General features: G+C 69.0%; 22 protein-coding genes and 1 pseudogene. 14 read left to right on the top strand and 9 right to left on the bottom strand.

Annotated features, from left to right (window positions below):
- Window positions 1–22: 22 nt before the first annotated feature.
- From CcI49_RS29095 to CcI49_RS29085, 3 genes are read left to right on the top strand one after another with little or no spacing between them, the layout of a single operon-like run.
- Window positions 23–460 carry an OB-fold domain-containing protein gene (locus CcI49_RS29095; protein ID WP_241840292.1) on the top strand — a complete coding sequence of 146 codons (438 nt, stop codon included), beginning with the start codon at window positions 23–25 and terminating at the stop codon, window positions 458–460.
- On the top strand, window positions 457–1,608 hold the full coding sequence (locus CcI49_RS29090; protein WP_076831536.1) for a thiolase family protein: 1,152 nt from the start codon (window positions 457–459) through the stop codon (window positions 1,606–1,608). The genes CcI49_RS29095 and CcI49_RS29090 overlap by 4 nt, the downstream gene beginning before the upstream one ends.
- A gap of 15 nt (window positions 1,609–1,623) precedes the next feature.
- Window positions 1,624–2,478 (top strand): enoyl-CoA hydratase-related protein, encoded by an 855-nt coding sequence (locus CcI49_RS29085; RefSeq protein ID WP_241840291.1) that lies wholly within the window; start codon window positions 1,624–1,626, stop codon window positions 2,476–2,478.
- A gap of 150 nt (window positions 2,479–2,628) precedes the next feature.
- On the opposite strand, the gene CcI49_RS29080 is transcribed toward CcI49_RS29085, so the two are convergent.
- A complete protein-coding gene (locus CcI49_RS29080) occupies window positions 2,629–3,768 on the bottom strand; it encodes an amidohydrolase family protein (protein WP_076831858.1) in 1,140 nt (379 codons plus the stop codon).
- Window positions 3,769–3,946: 178 nt separating this feature from the next.
- On the opposite strand from CcI49_RS29080, the gene CcI49_RS29075 reads away from it, so the two are divergent.
- Together CcI49_RS29075 and CcI49_RS29070 are read left to right on the top strand one after the other, a co-directional pair.
- Window positions 3,947–4,747 (top strand): enoyl-CoA hydratase-related protein, encoded by an 801-nt coding sequence (locus CcI49_RS29075; RefSeq protein ID WP_241840290.1) that lies wholly within the window; start codon window positions 3,947–3,949, stop codon window positions 4,745–4,747.
- 120 nt (window positions 4,748–4,867) lie between these two features.
- A complete protein-coding gene (locus CcI49_RS29070; protein WP_083749787.1) occupies window positions 4,868–5,764 on the top strand; it encodes an acyl-CoA thioesterase II in 897 nt (298 codons plus the stop codon).
- A gap of 157 nt (window positions 5,765–5,921) precedes the next feature.
- On the opposite strand, the gene CcI49_RS29065 is transcribed toward CcI49_RS29070, so the two are convergent.
- From CcI49_RS29065 to CcI49_RS29045, 5 genes are all read right to left on the bottom strand, one after another.
- On the bottom strand, window positions 5,922–6,920 hold the full coding sequence (locus tag CcI49_RS29065) for a hypothetical protein (protein WP_076831530.1): 999 nt from the start codon (window positions 6,918–6,920) through the stop codon (window positions 5,922–5,924).
- A 40-nt stretch (window positions 6,921–6,960) separates the two neighbouring features.
- Complete coding sequence (locus CcI49_RS29060; protein WP_076831526.1) at window positions 6,961–7,803, bottom strand: PaaI family thioesterase; 843 nt, start codon at window positions 7,801–7,803, stop codon at window positions 6,961–6,963.
- Window positions 7,804–8,055: 252 nt separating this feature from the next.
- Window positions 8,056–9,762 carry an amidohydrolase family protein gene (locus CcI49_RS29055; RefSeq protein ID WP_076831851.1) on the bottom strand — a complete coding sequence of 569 codons (1,707 nt, stop codon included), beginning with the start codon at window positions 9,760–9,762 and terminating at the stop codon, window positions 8,056–8,058.
- Between the two features lie 182 nt (window positions 9,763–9,944).
- Entirely contained in the window at window positions 9,945–10,949 is a 1,005-nt protein-coding gene (locus CcI49_RS29050) for a TIGR03617 family F420-dependent LLM class oxidoreductase (RefSeq protein ID WP_076831847.1), read from the bottom strand.
- A 174-nt stretch (window positions 10,950–11,123) separates the two neighbouring features.
- A complete protein-coding gene (locus CcI49_RS29045; protein WP_076831523.1) occupies window positions 11,124–12,332 on the bottom strand; it encodes an amidohydrolase family protein in 1,209 nt (402 codons plus the stop codon).
- 225 nt (window positions 12,333–12,557) lie between these two features.
- Here CcI49_RS29045 and CcI49_RS29040 point away from each other — a divergent pair, with 225 nt between their 5' ends.
- From CcI49_RS29040 to CcI49_RS29030, 3 genes are all read left to right on the top strand, one after another.
- Window positions 12,558–13,217 (top strand): TetR/AcrR family transcriptional regulator, encoded by a 660-nt coding sequence (locus CcI49_RS29040; RefSeq protein ID WP_076831519.1) that lies wholly within the window; start codon window positions 12,558–12,560, stop codon window positions 13,215–13,217.
- Between the two features lie 411 nt (window positions 13,218–13,628).
- Entirely contained in the window at window positions 13,629–14,423 is a 795-nt protein-coding gene (locus CcI49_RS29035) for a FadR/GntR family transcriptional regulator (RefSeq protein ID WP_241840289.1), read from the top strand.
- A gap of 69 nt (window positions 14,424–14,492) precedes the next feature.
- Window positions 14,493–15,149: a TetR family transcriptional regulator gene (locus tag CcI49_RS29030; RefSeq protein WP_076831516.1), complete on the top strand. Its 657-nt coding sequence runs from the start codon at window positions 14,493–14,495 to the stop codon at window positions 15,147–15,149.
- Here CcI49_RS29030 and CcI49_RS29025 read toward each other — a convergent pair.
- Window positions 15,138–15,920 carry an enoyl-CoA hydratase/isomerase family protein gene (locus tag CcI49_RS29025; RefSeq protein WP_076831513.1) on the bottom strand — a complete coding sequence of 261 codons (783 nt, stop codon included), beginning with the start codon at window positions 15,918–15,920 and terminating at the stop codon, window positions 15,138–15,140. The genes CcI49_RS29030 and CcI49_RS29025 overlap by 12 nt on opposite strands.
- Window positions 15,921–16,026: 106 nt before the next feature.
- On the bottom strand, window positions 16,027–16,914 hold the full coding sequence (locus CcI49_RS29020) for an SDR family oxidoreductase (protein WP_076831510.1): 888 nt from the start codon (window positions 16,912–16,914) through the stop codon (window positions 16,027–16,029).
- 481 nt (window positions 16,915–17,395) lie between these two features.
- Between CcI49_RS29020 and CcI49_RS29015 the strand changes: the two genes are divergently transcribed.
- Window positions 17,396–17,875 (top strand): MaoC/PaaZ C-terminal domain-containing protein, encoded by a 480-nt coding sequence (locus tag CcI49_RS29015; RefSeq protein ID WP_076831507.1) that lies wholly within the window; start codon window positions 17,396–17,398, stop codon window positions 17,873–17,875.
- Window positions 17,876–17,988: 113 nt separating this feature from the next.
- Here the strand turns inward: CcI49_RS29015 and CcI49_RS29010 are convergent, their stop codons facing one another.
- The gene (locus CcI49_RS29010) at window positions 17,989–18,999 is read right to left on the bottom strand and encodes a TIGR03617 family F420-dependent LLM class oxidoreductase (RefSeq protein ID WP_076831504.1); all 1,011 of its coding nucleotides are present in this window, start codon (window positions 18,997–18,999) and stop codon (window positions 17,989–17,991) included.
- Between the two features lie 125 nt (window positions 19,000–19,124).
- Here CcI49_RS29010 and CcI49_RS29005 point away from each other — a divergent pair, with 125 nt between their 5' ends.
- From CcI49_RS29005 to CcI49_RS28985, 5 genes and pseudogenes are all read left to right on the top strand, one after another.
- Window positions 19,125–20,027, top strand: a complete 903-nt coding sequence (locus tag CcI49_RS29005) for an SDR family NAD(P)-dependent oxidoreductase (protein ID WP_083749783.1) — start codon at window positions 19,125–19,127, stop codon at window positions 20,025–20,027.
- An 11-nt stretch (window positions 20,028–20,038) separates the two neighbouring features.
- Window positions 20,039–21,070 (top strand): hypothetical protein, encoded by a 1,032-nt coding sequence (locus CcI49_RS29000; RefSeq protein WP_076831501.1) that lies wholly within the window; start codon window positions 20,039–20,041, stop codon window positions 21,068–21,070.
- Between the two features lie 27 nt (window positions 21,071–21,097).
- The gene (locus CcI49_RS28995; protein ID WP_076831838.1) at window positions 21,098–21,856 is read left to right on the top strand and encodes an SDR family oxidoreductase; all 759 of its coding nucleotides are present in this window, start codon (window positions 21,098–21,100) and stop codon (window positions 21,854–21,856) included.
- 213 nt (window positions 21,857–22,069) lie between these two features.
- A pseudogene (locus tag CcI49_RS44550) lies at window positions 22,070–22,219 on the top strand (NAD(P)-binding protein); the annotation flags it as partial.
- Window positions 22,220–22,224: 5 nt separating this feature from the next.
- Window positions 22,225–23,325 carry a hypothetical protein gene (locus CcI49_RS28985; RefSeq protein WP_076831497.1) on the top strand — a complete coding sequence of 367 codons (1,101 nt, stop codon included), beginning with the start codon at window positions 22,225–22,227 and terminating at the stop codon, window positions 23,323–23,325.
- The last annotated feature ends 22 nt before the right edge of the window (window positions 23,326–23,347 follow it).

The raw sequence follows: 23,347 nt of genomic DNA, 5'->3' as shown, positions 1-23,347 counted from the left end.
AGGGGTGGCGCAGCGACTTCCTGTGGCGGAGGGTTTGTTCACCTGGCCGTCCGACGCACCCCAGTTGATCGGCTCCGAGCATGAGGGGGTGATCTCGTTTCCTCCCCGGCCGGGCGAGACTCAGCGTCTACTCGGCCGCACCGGAACGCTGTGGAGCTTCACCACCCAGCAGTTCCGGCCCCCGTCCCCGCCGTACGACGGCGACGACACGGCTGAGTCGTTCCGGTCGTACGCGATTGGCTATGTGGAGCTACCCGGCGAGCTCCTGGTGCAGGCCCGACTGACCGAGGCCGATCCGGAGCGGCTGCGGATCGGCCAGGAGATGGAACTGATGGTCGTCCCCTACACCACGAGGCCGGACGGCACCGAGATCCTCACGTTCGCGTTCGCGCCGGTGGCCGGCGCGCAGGGACCGGCGGGCGCTGCGGCGTCCGGTGGCACAGGGGAGAGTGCGGAATGAGTGGCACGGACGTCGCGATCGCCGGAGTGGGTCTGTTCCCGTTCGGCCGGTACGACGGAAAGATGTGCCTGGAGATGGGCGCGGACGCCGCCCGCTCGGCGCTGGCGGACGCCGGTGCCCAGTGGTCGGACGTGCAGGCGGCCTTCGTCGGCAGCTACGAGGTCTCCAACCCGGACGCGGTGGTCGGTCTGCTCGGCCTCACCGGTATCCCCGTGCGGGCGGTGTTCAACGGCTGCGCCACCGGCGGGACGTCGCTGCAGATGGCCGCCCAGGCCATCCGGCACGGCGAGGCGGACGTGGCCATGGCGATCGGGATGGACAAGCATCCCCGCGGTGCGTTCGCCGGCGACCCGGCGACGGTCGGCCTGCCGGAGTGGTACGGCCGGACGGGCATGTTCCTCACTACGCACTTCTTCGGCACCAAGATCAACCGTTACATGCACGACCACGGGGTCACCCGGGAAACCCTCGCCCGGGTTGCGGCGAAGAACTTCGCGAACGGTGCGCTCAACCCGCAGGCCTGGCGGCGTAAGCGGATCTCGCCTGCGGACGTGCTCGCCTCCGAGGTGGTCAACTACCCACTCACCCGCTACATGTACTGCGGGCCGGACGAGGGCGGCGCCGCTGTTCTGCTGTGCCGTGCGGATCTGGCGCACCGTTTCACGAGTACCCCGGTCTTCGTCCGCGCCGCCGAGCTGCGCAGCCGGCTGGCCGGTGCCTTCGAGGTACAGAGCCCTTCGCTGCCGCTGCGGTCGGCTCCGAGCCCGACCGTGCAGGCGTCGCGGGCGGCGTACGAGATCGCGGGGATCGGCCCGGAGGATGTCGACGTCGCCCAGCTTCAGGACACCGACGCCGGCTCCGAGGTGATCCACATGGCCGAGAACGGCTTCTGCGCGGACGGCGAGCAGGAGAAGTGGGTCGCCGAGGGCGCCACGGAGCTGACCGGTCGGCTGCCGGTCAACACCGACGGCGGCCTGATCGCCAACGGCGAGCCGATCGGAGCCTCCGGCCTGCGGCAGATCTACGAGATCGTCCTGCAGTTGCAGGGGCGCGCCGGCGATCGGCAGGTGGGTGGTGACCCGAGGGTCGGCTACACCCATTTGTACGGAGCCCCGGGAGCGTCGGCCGTCACGATCCTCTCTCGCTGAGGGCGGGCGGTCATCGTGAGCGCACAGACGTCGGGGCAACTGGGCGACGTACCGCCGGAGACCGTCCTGCGGGAGCTGGGCGATGACGGCGTGCTGCTGCTGACCCTGAACCGGCCGGGCCGGCACAACGCCTGGGGCTACGACATGGAGGAGCGCTACTTCGGTCTGCTGGACGAGGCGGCCCAGGATCCGGATGTCCGAGTGATCGTGGTGACCGGCGCCGGTGGCACGTTCTGCCCGGGCATGGACATGCAGGTGCTGAAGCAGGGTTCGACGGACCCGAACTACCAGCGCCCGGTGCGGCGTCCCCAGACGCACGTGCGGACCGTGCCCAAGCCGGTCGTGGCCGCCGTGGACGGTGCATGCGCGGGCATCGGGTTCGTGCAGGCCCTGATGGCGGACGTCCGGTTCACCACGGCGCGGTCGAAGTGGACGCCGTCGTTCACCCGGTTGGGTCTGCCGGCCGAGGACGCGGTGAGCTGGCTGCTGCCGCGGCTCGTCGGGGCCGGGCACGCGGCCGACCTACTGATGTCCTGCAGGGTGGTGCGCGGTGACGAGGCGGCTCGTCTGGGTCTGGTCAATCGGTGTGTAGAGCCGGCGGAGCTGCTACCCACGGCGTTGGCCTGGGCCGGCGAGGTGGCGCGTAGCTGCTCGCCGCGGGCGGTGGCCATGGTGAAGCAGCAGCTCGCGTACGACGCCACCGCGGACCTGGAGCAGGCCCGGACCAGAGCGGACAAGTTCCTCGTCGAGGCGCGCGGGCTGCCGGACTACCGGGAGGGCGTGGCGTCCTTCCGGGAGCGACGGGCTCCGCGTTTCGAGGGACTACCCGAGGACCAGCCGCCGATCGGTCCTGAGCGGTTCGCGGTGTGAGTCGGTCCGCGGTGTGACGACGGTTCGCAGGGGAGGGTAGTGACGGCCAGTGGTCCCCTCCGGATGACATCCGGAGGGGACCACTGGCGTGCGTCCGGGAGCGCCAGCGGATGGCCGGGGCCGTCGCGGCGTCGCGGCGGCCCCGGCCGTTCACTGCGCCACGAGCGAGGCTCCGACGTCGTACATGATGTCGTCCTTGACGTTCTCCGCCAGGCCGTCGAGCAGTTTGCGGAAGTCCGCGGGCTCGGCGAGCCCCTCGGCGTGCGGCCAGTCGGAGCCCATGACGATGCTCTCGTGGAAGCCCAGCTGGCGGATGATCGCCACCGGGTCGTCCTCCGGGTAGGGCACCACGCGGACATGGTTGCGGAAGACCTGGCTCGGCCGCTCGGTGAGCTGGCCGCCGAGCCACGGGCCGTTGCGGCCCATCCCGCGGCTCTTGTCCATGTGCGAGACGAAGTGCGGCACCCAGGACGCGCCGAACTCGCTGGCGAGGAGCTGGATGTTCGGGTAGCGGCCGAAGAGGTTGTCGAAGATGAGCGCGGAGACCGTCTCCATCACCGGGCGCTCGCCGTAGGTGTGCTGCCACTGCCAGGCCGACATCCGGAAGTGGATGGGATCGGGGTCGTGGCCCCAGGCCGGCGCGAGCTCGGCGTTGTAGTAGTTCTCGGTGATGTGGAAGCAGACGGTCGCCTTCGCCTCGTTGACCCGCTCCCAGAAGGGGTCGAAGTACGGGTCACCGGGGCTGCGGCCGTAGGCCGGGCCGGTCGGCAGCAGGATGAAGCGGGCACCCTCGTTGAGCACGAAGTCGAGCTCGGYCACGGCGAGGTTGAGGTCGCGCAGCGACAGGGTCGCCGGGGCGAAGATCCGGTCGCGGTACGCGAAGCCCCACTCCTCGTTCATATAGAGGTTGAACGAGTGGAGGTTGGCGAACAGCATGTCCGGCTTGGGCATGTGCGCCTCGGCCATCAGGCCCCAACTGCCCGGGTACATGATCGTGGCGTCCAGGCCCTGCGCGTCCATCTCGGCCAGTCGCGCGTCGCGGTTCTGGTACTCGGCCCGCATGTCCTCGAACATGTAGGTCTCCGCGGGCGCCCCGGTGCTCATCTGCCTGAGCATCTCCTTGAGGGAGCCGGGCTTGTACGCCTTGTGGAACTCCGCCTCCACGGCGACCAGTAGACGTTCTCCCATGAGGATGCCGTCCCGGCCGTTGTGCAGGGTCACCGGCTTCACCGTCCGATCCGCCCACTCGGCCGGAATGTGGCGGGTGAACGCGTCGGCAGTCTCGTACATGTGCTGGTCGCAGTCGAAGATGCGTCCCACGGTTGGCCTCCTTGTGTCTCCCGTCCGACCGGATCGAGAGCCTCCACTTCATAAGGTACAATGATTTTACTAATTTTTCCATCTCTGTTGGGGAGGTCGCGTGACTGGCGGTGCCGAGCTCGTGAGGTGCGAGGTTGACGACCACGGTGTGGCGACAATCACGCTCGACGACCCCGAGAACCGCAACGGCTGGTCGCCGGACATGGAGAATGCGTACTTCGCCGTCCTTGACACCGCCGCGGTGAACCCGAGGGTGCGGGTTGCGGTGTTGACGGGTGCGGGGCGCTCCTTCTGCCCCGGGCTGGCGATGTCGAGGCTCGGCGCGGTCGCCACAGGTGGACTGCGGCTCGCTGACCGCCGGCCGCAGTACACCCCCCGCTTGTTCCCGAAGCCGCTGATCGCGGCGATCAACGGTGCGTGCGCCGGCATCGGGCTGGTGCAGGCCTTGCAGTGCGACGTGCGCTTCGCCGTGCGCGGTGCCCGTTTCTCCACCGCGTTCGCCCGTCGCGGGCTGTCCGCGGAGTACAACCTGGCGTGGGTCCTGGCCCGGCTGGTCGGGGTCGAGCTCACGCTCGACCTCCTCCTCTCCGCCCGCACCTTCGAGGCCGAGGAGGCGCACCGGATCGGCCTGGTCAGCCGGCTCAGCGAGCCCGGCGAGTCGCTGGCCGACGCGCTCACGTATGCGCGTGACATCGCGGCGAACTGCGCGCCCGCGGCGCTGGCGGTGATCCGCGAGCAGATCTACGCGGATCTTGATGTCGGCTTCAACGAGGGCCTGCGGCGTTCCTACGCCGCGATGGCGCACATGAACGCCAGGCCGGAGCTGACCGAGGGGGTGGCCAGCTTCCGGGAGCGGCGGCCACCGGTCTTCCCGCCTCTGGCGGTGGACTTCGACGCCGCGCAGGTCCTGGGCGCGCCCCGGCAGCCGTTTCCGCGTCCGGTCGCCTGAGGTCGCCTAGCCCTGGCCGGGCGGGCCGCGTGGGCCGTCGGCGGTGGTCGCATCGGTGGTGCCCGGGTGGCCTTGAGAGCATAATTAATAATATGAGTAAGCTAATTTCTGGCGTAACCGGTGAGGTGCGTTCTGGCCACCACGTCGCCTGACCGCCTGCGCGAGCTGCTGGGCCTGGAGCCGCTGGGCCGGGACCGGTTCGAGGGACTTGGCGGCCCCGGCCAGGTGGGAACCCGGATCTTCGGTGGTCTGGTGGTGGCGCAGGCTCTCGTGGCCTCGGGCCGCACCGTCGGCGCGGACCGCCGGCCCAACAGCCTCTACGCGACGTTCCTGCGCCCGGGCCAGGCCGCGGTTCCCATCGGGCACGAGGTCGACCGGGTGCGGGACGGCCGCAGCTTCAGCTCGCGCACCTGCCGGGCGACGCAGAACGGCATCGTCCTGCTGAGCATGGAGGCGGCCTTCCACACCGGGGAGAGCGGGCTGACGCATCAGCTGGCCATGCCGAAGGTGCCCGGCCCGGAGGCACTGGAAGCGGCGGAGAGCTGGTTCGAGTCTGCGGGCCCCGAACTGGACGAGTGGAAGCGGGCCTTTCTCGGCAGTCATCCGGTCGACATCCGGTTTCTCTCCGAACCACCGCCGCTCGCCGTCCGTCGCGGGCCACAGCCCCCCCGACTGGGCGTGTGGCTGCGCTGCTGTGAGCCACTGGGCGAGGATCCGCTTCTGCACGCGGCGGCGTTGACCTATGCGTCGGATCTGTTCCTGCTCAGCTCCGCGCTGCTGCCGCATGGGCTCGCGCTGGCCGGCGGCAGCATCACCGGGACGACCCTGAGTCACGCGGTCTGGTTCCACGAACCGTTCAAGGCCGACGACTGGCTGTTCTACGAGCAGACGAGCCCCTGGACGGGGTCCGGCCGGGCGATGACCCAGGGCAGGGTGTTCGACCAATCCGGCGTGCTGGTGGCGACGCTGGCGCAGGAGGGCCTGCTCCGGCGGCGTCCCGGCGGTCTGGCGGCCTGATCGGCGCGTCGGCGTCGTGCCGCACCGTGCCATCTCTGCACCCGGCGCTCGGCACCGGTTCGCCGGGGCGATCCTGTTGGGTAACCGGCGACGGGCCCGCGCGACGAGGAGGAGGTTTCTCGCCGCACGGACCCGTCTGTTCTGGGGGAGGGCCGGTTCAGGTCCGCTCGGGCCGCCCGGTCACTTCGGCGAGCCAGCCGGCGAAGCGCCGCCACAGCTCCTCGCGGGTGTCGGCGAAGTTGTGCATGTGGGCCATCCGGGGCACCGTCACGACCGTGACGTCGCGGGATCTCGGATAGGCGGTCGGCTCGGTGTGCGGGTTCCGCGAGACATCGGAGTCCCCGAACGCGAGGAAGACCGGCACGTCGATCTCGTCTGCGAACGGCTGGCTGTAGCCCGGGGTCATGCCGTCGATCCCGGAGATCCGCGAGATCAGGGACATGCACTCGTCCACGTCGTACTGGAAGACGTCCGCCGGGACGTCCAGCACATGGAAGACACCGCGGTAGAGCTCCCGCGGGGCGGTGTGGTAAGGCGGGAGCTCGTCGACTCCAGCGGTCTTGGCGTTGTCCTCGAGAAGAGCCCGGCGGCGTTCCTCGGTCGACAGTCCACTCAGCTCCCGGTGCTCGGGAATGTTGCTGATGGTCAGCGGCGACGCCCCGAAGACACCGATGGCGGGATAGTCCCGGTACTTCCCCTGTTGGATGAGCGTGATGAAGCCCCCGAGTGACTGGCCGATGCCGAGGTGCGTCGCTGCGGGCAGTGGCGGCAGCCCGTCGACGAGCGAGCCCTCGGCCAGGCCGGCGCGGAGATGCTCGTGGACGACGTGCGCCGCGTCCGCGCAGACCTCGAGAGTCATGAAATCCCCGTCGGCCGGGCGGGTGCTGTCACCGCCGCCCAGGTAATCGCAGGCGACGAACACCGCGCCCCGGCGGGAGAACCACTCGGCCTTGCTGTAGCCGGCGCGCCCTGAGGGCTGCAGGTCCCAGTAGCGCCGGTGGTAGGTGCCGCCGGGGATCGCGACAATGACTGTGGGATCAGCGGGGAGGCGCTCCGGGTCGCAGACCAGGGTCGCCGTCATGGTGACCTGATCCGACACGTCCTTCGGCATTGCGGCCGTGACGTCGATCGTCAGGTCGCGGCGGAGTAAAGGCATGGGAGACCTCTCATCTAGATCTTCCTGGCGGCTGTGGCCCTCATCGAGCCGTGTGGACTTGGGCGCCGCAGGAGAACCGGGCCGCGGGCCGTCCGTCCGAGCGCCGAAGCTCGCCCTCGGCGACCACGAACCGTCGGCCGCTGTGCGACATCGTGGCGGTGCTGACCAGCGGCGTCCCGTCGATCGGAACGCCGCGCAGATAGTTGACGGCCAGGTCGAACGGCTCAACGATCGCGTGGTCACCGACCGTGTCGAGCTGCACGGCCGAGGCGGTAAGCTGCGCGATCAGCGCAACCGCCCCGCCATGAAGCGCCTGGTAGCTGTTGGCGACCTGTGGGTCGGGGCATAGCCTGAACGTCGCGACGCCGCCACCGACATGKCAGTCCGTGACGCCCACGAGCTCGTGGGGAGACGACGACCGGAGAGCTGGCACCGGGGGAGCCGACGACGCGAAGGACGCTGCGGGATCCGGCCGGGCCGGAACACCCGCCACGTACTCGCCTGGCGACGGGCTGCGAGCCGACGGGACGGCTGACCGTTTGGGCACCCCGAGCATCCGCATCGAACACACGGCCACCAGGCGGGACTCGTCGTCGACCAGCGCCCCGCGCAGCAGGGCGCTGTCCTCGGCAGCGGCCTCCAGCCAGGCCTGGCCGGTCACCGCGCCCGGCAGCAGCGGCCGCGGGCCGGCGTACTCCAGGCGCATCTGCACTGTGACGACGGTGTCGGAGACCGGCAGCGCGGCCGCGCCCACCATGCCGCAGCAGGCATCCGCGACGATGCCGAGGGCACCCGCCGTCATCCGCCCGCCCGGGTCTCCGACGGTCCGCGAGCCGGACAGCCGGACCGACGCGCGGCCCGGCCCGGCGGCGTTGACGTGCATTCCGACTGCCTCGTGAATCGGAACCGCTCCCCAGCGTTGGGCCGGCCCGGACATCACGGGCGCACCCTGGGCGTGCGCCCCGCCACGCCGATGCCTCTCGTTAGTTCCATGACTGCCTCCAGGAAGACGCGGTGGTCTTCGGTCGGCCTGTTTGGCAGGCTGACCGAACCTGCAAAAGGCCAGCTGGCGGGTGCGCTGACAGGAGCGACGGAAGTCGGCGCACCCACCAGCTGGCGGCATGTGGTGGCGCGATCAGGTCCGTTCGGGCGGCGCACCCGCGGCGATGAAGCGCCCCGGCAGGTTGTCGGTGAGCTGACCGGCTTCCTGCACGACCTCCCCGGCGACGATCGTCTGACGGAATCCGCCGGGTGGGCGCCGCAGCCGGGCCCCTCCCGCCGGCAGGTCGTCGACGAACACGTCGGGCTCCCAGGCAAGCTCGTCGAGCGCGAACACGGTCAGATCCCCTGCGGCGCCGGGCACGATCCGACCCCGGCCGGGCAGGCCGAAGGCATCGGCCTGCCGGCCGGTGAGCGCGTGCACTGCCGCTGGAAGCGAGAGGTCCGCGCGGTCGCGTACATGCTGGGTGAGCAGCAGGGTGCTGTCGCCGGTGGCGCACATCATCTGCAGGTGCGCGCCGGCGTCACTGTTGCCGATCAGTGCCGCGGGATGGGTGAGGGTGGCGGCGACGCCGTCGGGGTCGGAGTTGGCGACGCCGACGCCGACGAGCCCGGGATCGAGATCGTTCTCGAGGACCCAGTCGGCGAGCACGTCCGAGGGGTGGCCGGGCCGCGCGGCGACTAGATCCGCCAGCGTCGAGCCGACCCACCGCTCCAGCTCGGGCCGACGGACCTCGACGAACCGCAGCCGTTCCGGGTACCGGTGCGGGATCATCGTCCGGGGGACACGGTCCCACTCCTCCCGGGCCACCGCGCGCCACGTCGGGTCCTCCAGCAGCTGCCGCATCTGGGCCGCCGGCGCCTGCACAGCCCGGTGCCAGCCCTCGGCCAGGGCGAACCACGACATGCCGCCGGACCAGTTCACGCGGATGTCGAGGGTGCGCGGGGACACCTGCGGGAGGGTCCGCGCACCCTGCTCCTGCAGCTCGAGCGCGAAGTCGAGGTTGCGCGTCGCTGCGTTCGGGTGGTTCGTGTCGTGGAAGATACCGATCCAGGTGTGGGTCAGCCCGCGGGGCCGGCACAGGCCGGCCATGCGAGTCACGTCGGCCCGCATGCCGCGTCCGCCGCTCTGGTCGGGGATGAACTGCACGGTCCGCCGATGGGCGGCGAGGACGTCGAAGAGCGCGCCATACTCGTCGTCGTCAGCGAGCCGGCTCGGGACGGGACGCTTGTCACGGTCCTCGTCGAACCCCATGGACGTCGACAGGCCGAGAGCCCCGGCGGCGAGGCTCTCGTCGAGCACTCGGGCCATCTCGGCGCGCTCGGCTTCCGTGGCCGGGCGGTCCCAGGCGTTGCGGCCCATCACGAAGAGCCGCAGCGGGGTGTGGCCGACGAAGCCGGTGGTGTTCACCCCGAACCGCCGCTCGCCCGCGCTTCGCCGGTAGTCGGGCCAGGACTCCCAGGTCCATGGGATGGCCGCGTCGAAGGCGGCGTCGGGCAGGTCCTCGATGTAGCAGAAGAGACTGGTCACCTCCGGCCGGTCGGCGGCCCGGACCGGCGCGAGCGACAGCGAGCAGTTACCCATCAGCACCGTTGTCACACCGTGCTGCGGCATCGGATCGCAGGAGGGGTCCCACCACAGCGACGGATCGACATGCGTGTGGTTGTCGATGAACCCGGGTGCGACGATCGCGCCGGAGGCGTCCACCAAGCGCTCGCCGTCGGCGGGCAGATCCGGCCCGACCTCGACGATGAGGCCGTCGCGGACGCGTACATCCGCGGGCCGCTCCGGCGCGCCGGAGCCGTCGACGAGCACTCCGCCTTTGATCAGAACCGCGCCCATGGGGTCCTCCACCTCGGATTGATACAGATTAATTAATCATATAATTAGGTGATCTGCATGTGTCGGGAGGCTGAGTGCCCACACCCCACCCCTGCTTCGTCTGCGCGGGCCGCACGAGAGTGGGGAGATCCGGGCGGCGGGACCCCGTCCGCCACGTCGGTGGTGTCCGCTCCGCTGCAGGGTCAGCGGACGTGCGGCAGCAGCGCGGGCAGCAGCGCCGGGTCCGATTCGTACGTCGCGTACAGGGTGATCCGGCTGGCGATGCCGCCGAGTTTGGCGGTGAGCTCGGTGCCGACCCGCTCCGGTTCACCGACGACGGCGAAGGTGTGCAGCATCTCGTCGTCGATCAGGGCGCTCATCTCGTCCCACCGCCCCTGCTTGGACAGGCGGGTCAGTTCGGGCTGGGCGTCGCCCCATCCGTGCAGCTCGAGCACGGGCCGGTAGGCGGGGGTCGACGCGTAGAAGGCGATCTGCTTCTTCGTGCCGGCGATCGCCTCGGCCAGCTCGGCTTCGTCGCGGCCCACGGCGACGAAGGACGGGCCGGCGACGGCGAAGCCCTCCAACGTCTGGCCGTTCCTCGCCCGGCCCCGCAGCAGCGCGGGCAGCGTGACCTCGTCGAGGTAGCGGCGGGTGGTGAAGGGATGGATGAAGAAGCCGTCGGCGACCTCGCCCGCGACCTCCGTCATGCCGACCCCCACCCCGGCCAGATAGACGGGCGGAGGCCCGGCTGGGTGAGTAGGCGGGGCGAAGAACGGAGTCATCAGCGTGTGTGTGTAGAAGTCGCCGCGGAAGTCGAGCTTCGAACCGTCCTGCCACGATGCCCAGATGGCCCTCAGCGCCAGGACGAACTCCCGCATCCGGGGCGCCGGGTGGGACCAGGGCATCGAGAAGCGTTTCTCGATGTGCGGACGGACCTGCGAGCCGAGCCCGAGGACGAATCGGCCCCGGGCATGCCGGGCGAGGTCGTAGGCCACGCCGGCGACGGTCATCGGGGTGCGCGCGAACGCGATCGCGATGGCGGTGCCGACGGTCATGCTCTCGGTCGCCTGGAGAGCCTGCATGACCTGCAGGAAGGGGTCGTGCCTGGTCTCGCCCACCCACAGGCCGTCGTACCCGGCCTGCTCGAGGCCGCGAGCCGCGGTCTCGGTGGCGTCGATGTCCTTGGTCAGCGTCGTGTCAATCCTCACGCGTGTCCCTTCCTGCCCGGACCACGGTTCGTCCCCGTGGACCGCGGGCGGCATCCGTCACCTCGCCGCATATAAGCATATTAATTAGATGTATGTGGGTGGAGGTCGGCCGTAGCCGCGTTGGCGGCGGTACCCGCGATCCGTCGACAGGCACTCGTCACCTGCCCAGGAGGTTCAGGAGTTGATGCCGAAGCGTTCGAGCCCGTAACAGGCGATCGCGTTTCCCCGGGCCAGCAGATAGGACTCGCGGTCGTCCAGCCCCGCCTCGGAGACGATCTTGTCAAAGACCTCGCCGGTCCGGGGCCAGGTCGAGTCGCCGTGCGGGTAGTCGACCTCGAACATGATCTGCTCCATACCTACCCGGTCACGGAGCCTGAGCCCGACGACGTCGTCGAAGACGCAGCCGTAGACCCGGCCCGAGATGTAGTGGCTCGGCGGCTTCGTCAGCCGGCCGGTCAGGTCGCCGTACGCGGGACGTTCGTTCCAGATGCTGTCGAGGCGTTCGAGCAGGAACGGCATCCAGCCGACCTGGCCCTCGCTCAGCGCGACTCTCAGTGTCGGGAACCGTTCGAGGACTCCGGAGGTCAGCCAGTCCGCGAACGCGTGCGCCGCTCCCTGATACGTCAGGGTGAGTGAGACCGCGCGGGGCGCGTCCGTTGAGGTCACCGGGAAGGTCGAGGACGACCCTATGTGGAGGTTGACCACGGTGCCGGTTTCCGCGCAGGCGGCGAGGAACGGGTCCCAGTGCGTGGTGTGGATGCTCGGCAGGCCCAGCTTCGTCGGGTTCTCCGAGAAGCAGACCGCGAAGGAGCCCTTGGCCGCGCAGCGGCGGACCTCGTCGGCCGCGAGGTGTGGGTCCCAGAGCGGGATGAGGGTCAGGGGGATCAGCCGGCCGCGCCCGGCGCCACCGCACCACTCGTCGATCATCCAGTCGTTGTAGGCCCGGAGGCAGGCGAGCGATAGCTCACGCTCCCCGCGTTCCAGAAAGGTCTGCCCGCAGAATCGTGGGAACGTCGGAAAGCTGAGGCTCGCCTCCATCCGGTTCGCATCCATGTCCACGAGCCGGGCTGCCTGCTCGTGGCAGCCCGGCCGCATGTCCTCGTAGCGCATCGCGTCCCAGTGCTCGCCGAATTGATCCAGGTCCTTCCCCGCCGCGGCGAACCCGGGGATGATCGGCATCCGGTATCCCTCGTATTCCCAGATGTCGGCCCACTCGCCGTCGGGGGTCTCCTGCCACGGTCCGCGCGGTCCCTCCTTGAAGGCGCCCCGCCGACGGACGAGCCGCGGCGCGCGGTCCCTGAACCGGTCGGGCAACCTGGCCGCCCACAGGTCGCCGGGTTCGAGGATGTGGTCGTCGACGGAAATGATCCTGGGCGGGTTCATGGGACTCCTCGGCGATCTGGTGGAAGGGACCGTCCAACCCCCGAAGGCGACGGGTGTTCACGTCGCAGGGGAGGCGCGCGTAGCCGGGCCACGTCGGGAGGGGCGGGCATGAGCGCGGGCGCGGCCTGGGGTGGGGCGCGGCGGCTAGCCAATTTAAAGCATGTGTGCGAATTGCTGTCAACGGGCGCCGTAGCGCGGGTCCGACCGGACGGGCAGACTGGCACCATGGCGACGTCCGAGACTCAGGGCCGGAAACGGCGTGGTGAGTACCGCGCCGGCCGGGACACCCGCGAGTCATTGATGGTCGCCGCCGAACGTCTGTTCGCCGAGCATGGCCTCGACGCGGTCTCGCTACGGGAGATCGCCGTGGAGGCCGGGTCGCGTAACAGCGGAGCCGCGCAGTACTACTTCGGCAGTAAGGCCGAGCTCCTGCGGGCGGTCCTCGAATTCCGGTCGCAAGCGCTGAACCGTCGGCGGAGGCAGCTTCTGGAGGCCGCGGGGGAGTGCCCCGATGTGTACGCCCTCCTCGTGGCGCTCGTGGTTCCCCTGGCGGAGATGGTGGGTCACACCCACTACGTCAGCTTCCTCGCTCGCCTGCAGGCCGAGTACGCCCGCGACCGCCGGTCCATCAACGCCGGCGGGGAAGTCGACACGAGTTTCCGCCGGGCGCAGACGCTACTCGCCGCGGCCCTGCCCCAGCTCCCACCCGAACGGTTCCGTCTTAGGTTCCGGCTCGTGATGCGCATGGCGATCGCCACCCTGGGTGAACACGAGCGTCACCCCGACGGTGAGCGCCTGGGTACCTCGGCGCTGATCGAAGAGATCATCGATGCCGCGGCGGGGCTCATGCTGGCGCCCTCCGGTCAGGCTGGCACCGAGAGCTGATCGTCTGCGGCGGGGGCTCGTGGGCCGGTCCGTGGATCGGGACGGTGGCGCCGGCGGCGACCGTCCCGATCCACGGACCGGCACCTCCTGGTCAATATCATCTAAATATGACGACTGATTGTTTGAGAGCTCTGGGATCGGTTCGGGTCCGCCGGGTAGGGGCGAGCTAGGCCCGGAGCGGGCTCGCGGCGGATCGGCCAAGGCGGGTTCCTGATGGCTCGCGAGGTCGTTCACTGCCTGGAGACCGACTGCGCGATCGGTCGATGACCGGGGGGCAGGGGTGGCCCGGTCGTCGCTGCTGTCCGGCTGGGGCCACTGGCCAGAAAAGTATCTTGCGTCGCGCGATGCGATCGTCCGCCAAACCAGATCATTAAGTATGATAGCTATACTATTTTGTTGATGGAGGTTCGTGTGACGGTCCGGAACGGTTCGGCGCCTCCGAACGTGGACGACGGCCTCGTGAGCCATCAGGTGCGCGTTCCCAAGACCGCGGACCTGATCGCAGCCCGTCTCCGACGCCAGATCATCAAGGGTGAGCTCCAGGAGGGTGAGTCGCTTCCCCCCGAGTCCGCTCTGATGACACAGTTCGGGGTCTCGCGGCCGACGCTGCGGGAGGCCTTCCGGGTCCTCGAGGCGGAATCCCTGATCAGCATCCGTCGTGGCTCCCACGGCGGTGCGCGCGTACATGCTCCCGACAACGCCATCGCCGCCCGCTACGCCGGCCTGGTGCTGGAATACCACGGTACTACCGTCGGTGACGTCTACACGGCGAGCGCGCTCATCGAGCCCCCGTGCGCCGCGTTGCTGGCGCGGAAGCGTACCGATGCGGACATCGCCAGATTGCGAGATCTGCACGAGGCTGCCGAGGAGGTCAAGAACGACCCGATGGCACTGGTCGAAGCGCAGGCCAAGTTCCACCTAGGGGTCGTCGAACTGACGGGGAACCAGACCATGACGGTGCTGGCGGGCATGCTCCGCCACGTTGTGGACCTGGCCAACAAGACCTATGTGGCGGCGGAGGCGTCGCTTCCCGCGCAGCGGCGGGCAGCGCTGAAGGGGCAGCGGGCCCACGCCAAGCTGATCGACTATCTCGAAGGACGGGATCCGGAGGGCGCGCAGTATCTCTGGCGTCAGCATCTCGAAGAGCAGGGTGACCATTTCCGCACCGGGCCCGGCGCGCGGGATCTCCTGGACCTGCTGGGCTGACACGAGGGCCGGGACGCGCTACACCGATCGAATTGAGCGAGATGATGGGCCGGAGTAGCCTCATTCCACATGGAAGGGATCGGCCTGGACCCTCGCTCGCCGGGCCTAAGGCTCGCGCGAGACTTAGGCTGCGCGATGTTCCTGCGGAAAGGTTTCGCAAATATTCATATGTCGGAGATCGCTGCTGCCGCAGGTATCTCTGAGGGTAGTCTCCGTGAACATTATCCTGATATGTCAGGATTACTGAACGATATTCTGGGGGAGACGACCGAGTGGTACTTCGCTGTCTGTGAGGATGCAGTGGCCCGGTCGCGCGGCCCGGAGGCCCAGTTGGCCGCGCTCATCCGCTCGACCATAGAGTTCCACATCTCGCACCGGGATCGTGTCCTGCTTCTCAGGCAGCAGATTCCCCTCGTAGGGGAGGATTTCCTCACCATCGGCCGACGCCTGACGGTGAAGCGGGCAAGTTCGATGTTCGCCGAGGTCGTGAGGCGAGGGGTCGCCTCGGGCATATTTACGACTCCTTATCCCGATGACGCGCGTCGTGTCATCGAGGCTGCCTGCGGCTCGGTCGTGGAATGGTACCGGGAGGATGGGGAGATCGCCGTGGACGATCTCGTGGAACGCTATTCGTATCTGAGTAGGAGGCTTCTCGGGGACGCGGACCACCTGGGGCCACGCGACGCGGCCGGTCCCTGTACGCCCGCGGAGCCCTCAGCCCCGTGAGAACCTGTCCGCGATGGCCCTGTACTCCGTGGTGTCGTGGGACTGGCTCTCGGCGGCCAGACCCATTCCCAGGCTGGTGACGGCCGCCGCGCGCAGGTGCTGGTTCAGGACGTTCTTCGTGTCCTGGACCGCCTGCGGTGGCAGGGCGGCTATCTTCCGGGCGAAGTCGATCGCCCGGTCCAGAAGATCTCCGGACGGGACCGCGTGGTTGGCCAGCCCGAACTCGACCGCCCTGGCCGCGTGAATCCGCTCCCCGGTGAGCAGATATTCCTTGGCCCGAAGAAGGCTCGTGAACAGAGGCCAGGTGATCGCACTCCCGTCGCCGGCGACGAGTCCTACTGTCACGTGCGGGTCCGCGAGATACGTGTGGTCGGCGATGAAGACCATGTCGCACAGGGTCGCGAGCGTGCACCCGAGACCCACGGCCGGACCGTTCACGGCGGCGATGACCGGCACGCTGATCCCCAGCATCGCATCGACGAGACGCCGAGCATCGCGCATGGCGCGGCGCCGTGACTGGAAGTCGTTTGCGTGGCGGATGAAATCATCGGTGTTACCGCCGGCGCAGAAGGCCTTTCCGGCCCCGGTGAGCACGAGGGCGCGGACGCCCGGATCATCGTCGATCTCGGCGATGATCCGGGGGAAGTCATCGTGCAGCGCAGGGTCGAACGAATTGAGGTGTGTGGGCCGGTTCAAAGTCAGCACCGCGATGTCATCCCGGCGCTCGATGATCAGCCGATCGCTGGCCGTGTACGGTCTGGTGGTCGACATTCATTTTCCTTTGTGGGCGCGAGGCGTGCTGGAGTGGGGGAGTTCGCCGGGCGGAACGGCGGCGCGAAACGCGCGCTGGTATCTCCGGCGAGCCGGACGGGGTGGTTCACTCCCACGGGATGCCGAGCTTGAAGGGAACCTCGCCGAGCCGGGGGGCCTCCTTGGCCAGCTCCTCGATCGTCCACCGGCGACCGGCTTCGATGGTGTCGACGATCGCCCAGGGGTGAAACAGGGAGACCGAGCCGCCGTGTACGTAGAACGTCCTGCCTGCGAGTGGGCAGTCCTCGGTGGCAAGATAGGCGACGAACGGCGAGATGTTCGCCGGGTCCTCGACGTCGAACTCGGCCGTCGTGGTGTCTGCCAGAAGGTTCTCGGTGAGACGGGTCCGCGCCGCGGGGCAGATGGCGTTGAGACGCACGCCGAACCGCTCCATCTCAAGCTGGGCGATGGTGGTGAGGGAGGCGATGCCGGATTTGGCTGCGCCGTAGTTCCCCTGGCCGACATTGCCGAACAGCCCCGAGGTGGAGGCGGTGTTGATGACCGACGGCCGTAGGGACCGACCGGCCTTGTGCGCCTCCCGCCAATAGCGGCCGGCGGCTCGTAGTGGCATGAAATGCCCCCGCAGATGCACCCGGGTCACACTGTCCCACTCCTCGTCGGACATGTTGACCAGCGTCCGATCCCGCAGGATGCCCGCGTTGTTGACCAGGACGTGCAGCTCGCCGAAAGCGTCCAGCGCCGCCTGCACGAGGTGCTGTGCGCCCTCGCTGTCCGTCACGTCGTCGCCGTTGGCGATCGCGGTCCCGCCGGCGGCTCGGATCTCGTCCACCACCTGCTGGGCGGGTGTGGCGTCGGCCCCCGCGCCGTCGGATGCCCCGCCGAGGTCGTTGACCACGACCTCGGCACCCTCGCTGGCGAACAGCAGGGCATGCTCCCGGCCTATCCCCCTGCCGGCTCCGGTGATGATCGCGACCCGTCCGTCCAACGCACCCATCAGGGCAGATCCCTTCGTTACTGGTGGCGCACCACGCGACTCGATCCGCGCCACTGGATGCCGTTTCGTTGTCTGTTTCGTTGTCTGTTTCGTTGTTCGCCGGGCCTGGCACGCCTGGAATGAAGCGCCTTGATGGCTTCGTCCAGGCGATCAGGCCGTGCGGGCCGCAGGTTGCGGGCGGGGTGGCCCCGCGTCTTGATCCACCTGCTCGCCCACCGTGCGGGACGGTGAGGGGTGGCCCCGTCGACCTTCTATATAGCGTATAAATTTAGATGATGGCCCATCATAGCTCGTCGTCCGCGCGCGGGGACAGCATGAGCGGCTGGTGCCTCGCCTGCTCCGCCTGCCGGGCGGGGTGGTGGCGGGTCGGCTCGAGCCGTGCCTGGCCGCCCGCCGGAGGCGTCCTCCGGCCTGTCCGGCGCCCACCGTGCGCGGTGGGGCGTCGACGATCGCCAGTTACCCAACCTGAGATGGAGCAGACATGGAGAACGTGACAGTCGCGCCGATCCCGCCCCTCGTCGTTGGGCAGACCTACGAGGAGATGGTGGTCGGCTCGGTGTTCCGCACGCCGGCGCGCACCATCAGCGAGACGGACCTGGTGATGTTCCGTCAGCTGGTCGGCGTCATCGAGCCGCTGTTCATGGACGCGGAGCACGCCGCTACCGCGGGCTACACCGGCCGCCTCGTCCCGGGCATGATGGTCTTCTCTTACGCCGAGGGCTTGGTCCTGCAGACGAACGTCCTGCACGGCACCGGCATGGCGTTCATGCAGTCGGACCTGTCGATCAGCGCCCCGGTCTACGTCGGGGACACGATCACCGTCGTGGTCGAGGTGACGCAGTCACGACCGGCAAGCCGTGGCAACCGGGGTGTGGTGACCACTCGTAACACGGTGCGCAACCAGCGTGACGAGATCGTCCTGACCTACAACCCCGTCCGGCTGATCCGCGGCCGCGACTGATCCCCGTGCGGGGTCACGGCCGCTGAGCGCCACCGGTCACCGGGAGATGCCCGTTTCGGTGACCGGTGATCCCGCGGGGAGGCGCAGCGGACGGTGAAGGCGCAGGACCCCGGTCAGCGTTCGCGTGTGTGCGCGAGGAGCTCGGAGATCAGGGCCGGATCGGCGTCGTAGGCCGGGTAGAAGGTGGTCCTGGTCTGGACGTCGCCGAGCTTGGCGACGAGTTCCGCTCCCACCTTCGCCGGCTCGCCGACGAGCGCGACGGTGTTGAGCATGTCGTCGTCGACAAGGCCGCCCATCTCCTCCCAGCGTCCCTCCTTCGATAGTCGGGTCAGCTCGGACTGGAGACCACCCCACCCGTGCAGCTCCAGCACGGGCCGGTAGACCGGGGTTGACGCGTAGAAGGCGATCTGCCTCCTCGTCGCGGTGACCGCGGCCTCGAGCTCCCGCTCGTCCCGGCCGACGGCCACGAACGATGGGCCGACGACCGCGAAGCCGTCCATTGTCAGGCCCGCCCGGGCCCGGCCCCGGGCCAGGGCGGGCAGTGTCACCTCGTCGAGGTACCGGCGGGTGGTGAGCGGGTGAACGAAGAAGCCGTCGGCGACCTCCCCGGCCACCTCCGTCATCCGCACCCCGACGCCCGCCAGGTAGACGGGCGGCGGCCCGGCCGGGTGAGGCGGCGGCGAGAAGAAGGGTGTCATGAGCGTGTGGGCGTAGAAGTTGCCGTGGAAGTCGAGCCTGCTCTCCTCCTGCCAGGCGGTCCAGATCGCCCGGAGCGCGAGGATGAACTCCCGCATCCTCGCCGCCGGGCTCGACCAGGGCATGGAGAACCGCTTCTCCACGTGCGGGCGCACCTGGGAGCCGAGCCCGAGCACGAACCGGCCACGGGCGTGCCGAGCCAGGTCGTAGGCGACGCCGGCCATCGTCATCGGGGTGCGGGCGAAGGCGACCGCGATGGAGGTGCCCACCGTGACGCTCTCGGTCGCCTGCAAAGCCTCCAGCACCTGCAGGAACGGATCGTGCCGGGTCTCCTCGACCCAGAGGCCGTCGTAACCGGCGGCCTCGATCGCGCGCGCGTCGATCTGGGTGACGTCGATGTCCTTGGGGAGAGAAGCGTCGATCTTCATCGTTTCCCTTCGTCGCTGTTCCAGTTCGTCTCGCGACGCGTCGTCCGGATCGGGATGCGCGGGTACCTCGGGCCAGGATATCGTCCTTCAAGCATATTAATTTAGCTGTATCTGAGAGGTGGCGCGTGGGACTACTGGATGGCAAGGTGGCGATCGTCACCGGAGGTGGCCGCGGGCTCGGCCGGGCGCACTGCCTGGCGTTGGCCGGCGCCGGCGCGACCGTCGTCGTCAACGATCTCGGCTCCGGACTTCACGGGGAGGCGACCGGGGACTCCCCTGCGGAGGAGGTGGCCGCCGAGATCGTCAAGGCCGGTGGCACCGCGATCGCCGATCACTGCTCGGTGTCCGATTTCACCGCGACCGAGCAACTCGTCGAGCGGACGGTCGAACAGTTCGGGCGGCTGGACGTCGTCGTGAACAACGCCGGCATCATCCGGGACAGGACGATCGCCGCGATGAGCGAACAGGACTTCGACGCAGTCATCGCGGTACATCTCAAGGGAACCTTCGCGCTGACCCGGCACGCCGCGGCCCACTGGCGCGCGGCGGCCAAACGGGGCGAGAAGGTCACCGGAAGGATCATCAACACCACCTCCGGTACCGGCCTGTTCGGTACTCCCGGCCAGGCGAACTACGGTGCTGCCAAGGCCGGCATCGTGTCCCTCACCACGATCGCGGCGATGGAGTTGCGTCGCTACGGCGTCACGGTCAACGCGATCTCGCCCCTGGCGGCGACCCGGATGACCGCGGCGATCCCGCTCGGCCAGGCGGGCACGGGTGACGGGTTTGACCCCCGGGATCCGGCGAACGCGTCCGGTGTCGTCGTCTACCTTGCCTCCGACGAGGCTGGGTGGCTGACTGGTCAGATCTTCCGCATCGACGGCGACCGGGTCCAGCGGTTGCAGGGCTGGACTCCGAGCGCCGAGTACCGTGCTGCCAGCGGGGGCGCGGTGCGTGCCGAAGAACTCGTCGACGCGCTGCCGAAGCTTTACGGCACGCTGCCCGCCGGCCCGCCCTCGGCGAACTGAGAGGCAACCCGATGGCATCGACAACGCTGGACTTCGCCGGCCGCGCACTCGCCGGAAAGCGGGCCTTCGAGGCGGCGGACCTGGTGACTGATCGGAAGCCTTTCGGCCTGACCAAGGAGGGGACCTACCTCTGGGGCACCGTCCGCGACAGCGACGGTGAGCTCTGCTCGTTCATGCGCCGCGTCCCGCCGACACAGAACACGCCAGCCGGGTCGACCGCGGGATCAACGCAGCCGGGCGACACGGAGATCTCGCTGGGTGATCGACTGGTTGTGCTCGCGACCTTCGACGGCGCTGACGAGCTGCGCGTCCGCCGCGAGGCCAAGGGAGCCGCGAGCAGCCGCGATGTCACACGTGACCTCGCTGGCGGAAGCGCGGTACTCAGCGCCGCCGCGGGGGAGCGAGCCGGGATGCGCGCGGAGATCGGCAGGGCCATCTCCTACGTCGAGGACGGAGTTCTCGACCTGTCGGGGGAGCTGGTGTGCAGCCCGCTGCACTGGTACCTGCCAGGCCGGGCGGCGGCGCTTTACTATCCGACCCAGACCTGGTTGGTCTCCGGCATGGTTCTGGGCCGCGAGGTCAGCGGCTTTCTGTTCGTCGAAGAAGCCTACATGCTCCCGGGCGGGCGACTGTACGTCGAGAAGGATCCGCTGCACGACGTCGGCTACCTCACCTGGTACAGCTGGGCCACTCGCTGGAATGACGGGCGCACCGAGATCGGGCATTTCCTCTTCGGCGGCGACGATTTCCATGTCGGGCTGGTGGCGGACGACGCCGGGAACGTCCGCACGGCGACGACGATGGACGTCGGCGTGGCCCGGGCGGCGGGGGGCTACTGGCATGACGGGATCTCCGTCGTGATGGACGGCGCCGCCTGGCAGCTCAGCCCTGACCGCAAGGGCCGGATGAACCTCGGTCCGATTCCGAATCCGCAACAGGAGGGCCTGATGCGGCGGGCGGGGGAGAGCCGTCACCCGGACCTCTGGATGGCCTGGGGCGAAAGCCTTCCAGAGGTCGGGAACCGCCGCGTACCGCGAGAGTGACGAATCGGCGATCTCGGAGGTCTGATGATGAGCACTGGGCGGTTGGCTGGGCGGGTCGCGCTGGTGACCGGCGCCGGTCAGGGGATCGGGAGGGCCGTCGCGCGGTCGATGGCGCGCGAGGGTGCGGCCGTGGTCGTGTCAGGCCGGCGCCCAGAACCGCTGAACATGGTGGTGGAAGAGCTCGCGGAAATGGGGGCCCGTGCGTTCGCGGTGCCTGGCGATGTCGGTGTGCGGGCCGACTCCGAGCGCATGGTGGCAGCGGCGGTCGCGGAGTTCGGCTCGGTGGACATCCTGGTGAACAATGCCCAGACCTCGGTCCAGGCGCGCCTGGAGCGCACGACGGACGCCGATGTCGACACGGCCTGGCGCAGTGGGGCGCTGGGAACCCTCCACTGCATGCAGGCATGCCTTCCGCATATGAAGGCGCGTGGTGGAAGTATCGTCAACTTCGGCTCGTCGACGGCGATCAACGGTGATGTCGCCTTCGGTTCCTACGCGATGGCCAAAGAAGCGATCCGGGGTCTCTCGCGCGTCGCGGCGCGTGAGTGGGGACGCTACGGAATCCGGGTGAACGTGATCTGCCCGACTGCCACGACACCGGCGTCGGAAGAGTTCCGCGAAGCCCACCCGGAACGCTTCGCGGCCGTGATGCGGGAGATTCCTCTGGGCCGGTTTGGGGATCCTGAGGCCGACATCGGGCGAGCTGTCGTCTCGCTGGTAGGTGACGATATGCGGTATCTGACCGGCGCGACACTCATGCTCGGCGGCGGCCGCGAAGTCCAGTGAGCGTCGCTGACTTTCCGCTGGCAGAGGCTCGTCTGGCTTCGATCTGGCGCGCCCCTCCCTCTGCGGCACGGGCCGAGGGTGTGGCGGCCTGCCCGTGACGACTCGCGGGCATAAGTATCGCAAATATGCTGCATAGCAAAAAAGCTGTTCCTTTATGGTCGGCTGGTGTCGAGAGTGGTGGAGCGTCACCACAACCACCGTCTCTCGGTGTGTATGCCAGCCGTCCAATCCGTGCTTGTCGTGGGCGCCGGCCTAGCCGGTACAACTGCGGCGATCCTGCTGGCCGAAGGGGGAGTCTCGGTCGACCTGGTTGAGGCGAAGCCGGACATCAGTGCTCTCGGCTCCGGTATCACCCTGCAGGGGCTCGGATGATCGAACAGACCGGGCTCGGTCCCGGGATGAGCGTGATCGAGCCCGGGTCCAGCGGCTACAATGACCTGCTCCTGGCTGAGGTCAGCGACGGCCATCCTCTTCTGGCCAGCGCCGCGGCACCGATCCTGAGCATCGCCCGGAACGCGGCCGCGCACGAGGACTACGCGTGGGATGACGCCAACCAGCGACTCACGATCGGCGACAGTACGGTGACCCGTGAGGAGTTGAGGGCGGCGACCGACCAGGCATACTCGTTCATGAGCGGTGCCGAGTCCGGGTGGGCATGCGCACGAGCGGCCTCACCCGAACTCGGCGGTCTGCTGGACTCGCCGGGTCCCGAGACCAGAACCCGCATCCTCGACGAGCACCGTGCTGTGGCTGCTTTTGGCGGGTTCGGCCTGCACGTGATGGGCTACCGCTACGAGCACGGCGAGTTCGTGGTGGACCTCGCCGTGCTGCCAGCCGACCAGGTCGCCGACTGCTGCGAGGCGATACTTAGGGCGTCCCAGTACMTGGCCGACGCGGTGCGCGTCACGGTCACCGTCAGGGACGGCCGTCAAGCACCCGTCTTCGACGTCGACCGGTCGGTACTCGACGCGGCGTGGACGGCTCGGAAATCCACGAACGACCTGAGCGTCGGTCAGACGCCCAGTACCTTCCTGCCCCTGCTCGCCGCCGCCCGGTGCGCCTCCGGGACACCGCAGGATGCTGCCAGGGCGGCGGCCTGGTTCGCCGTCAACGACCTCGTCGTGGCGTTCGACGAGATGCGCGGGGCCCTCCACTCGGAAGCCGGCGTCGGTCACCACGTCCTCGCCGAGCATCTCGTCATGACCACCGCAGGTCTGGAAGCGACGGCCGCGGTGCTCCCACACACCGCCCACCGGCCAATCCGACGAATCCTCACCCTGGCCGGTCGCATGACAGAGGCGCTACGGTCGACAGACAGCGACGCGGCACGTGACAGCCGCCTGGGCGTGCTCGCCGCCCGCGCTCGCGCCCTTCGTGACCGTTGGCCCGTGCCCGCCCTCCTGCCTACCGCTCCGACAGCCAAGGGCCAAGAAGCGGTGAGCCGGTTCACACCTGGGCGACATCGATAGTCTCGAGCCTTGTCGGCCGGGA

Source organism: Frankia sp. CcI49 (genome assembly GCF_001983215.1).
Classification (GTDB): Bacteria; Actinomycetota; Actinomycetes; order Frankiales; family Frankiaceae; genus Parafrankia; species Parafrankia irregularis.
The sequence above is the reverse complement of the archived record's forward strand: the minus strand, read 5'-3'. Positions and strand labels throughout refer to the sequence as shown.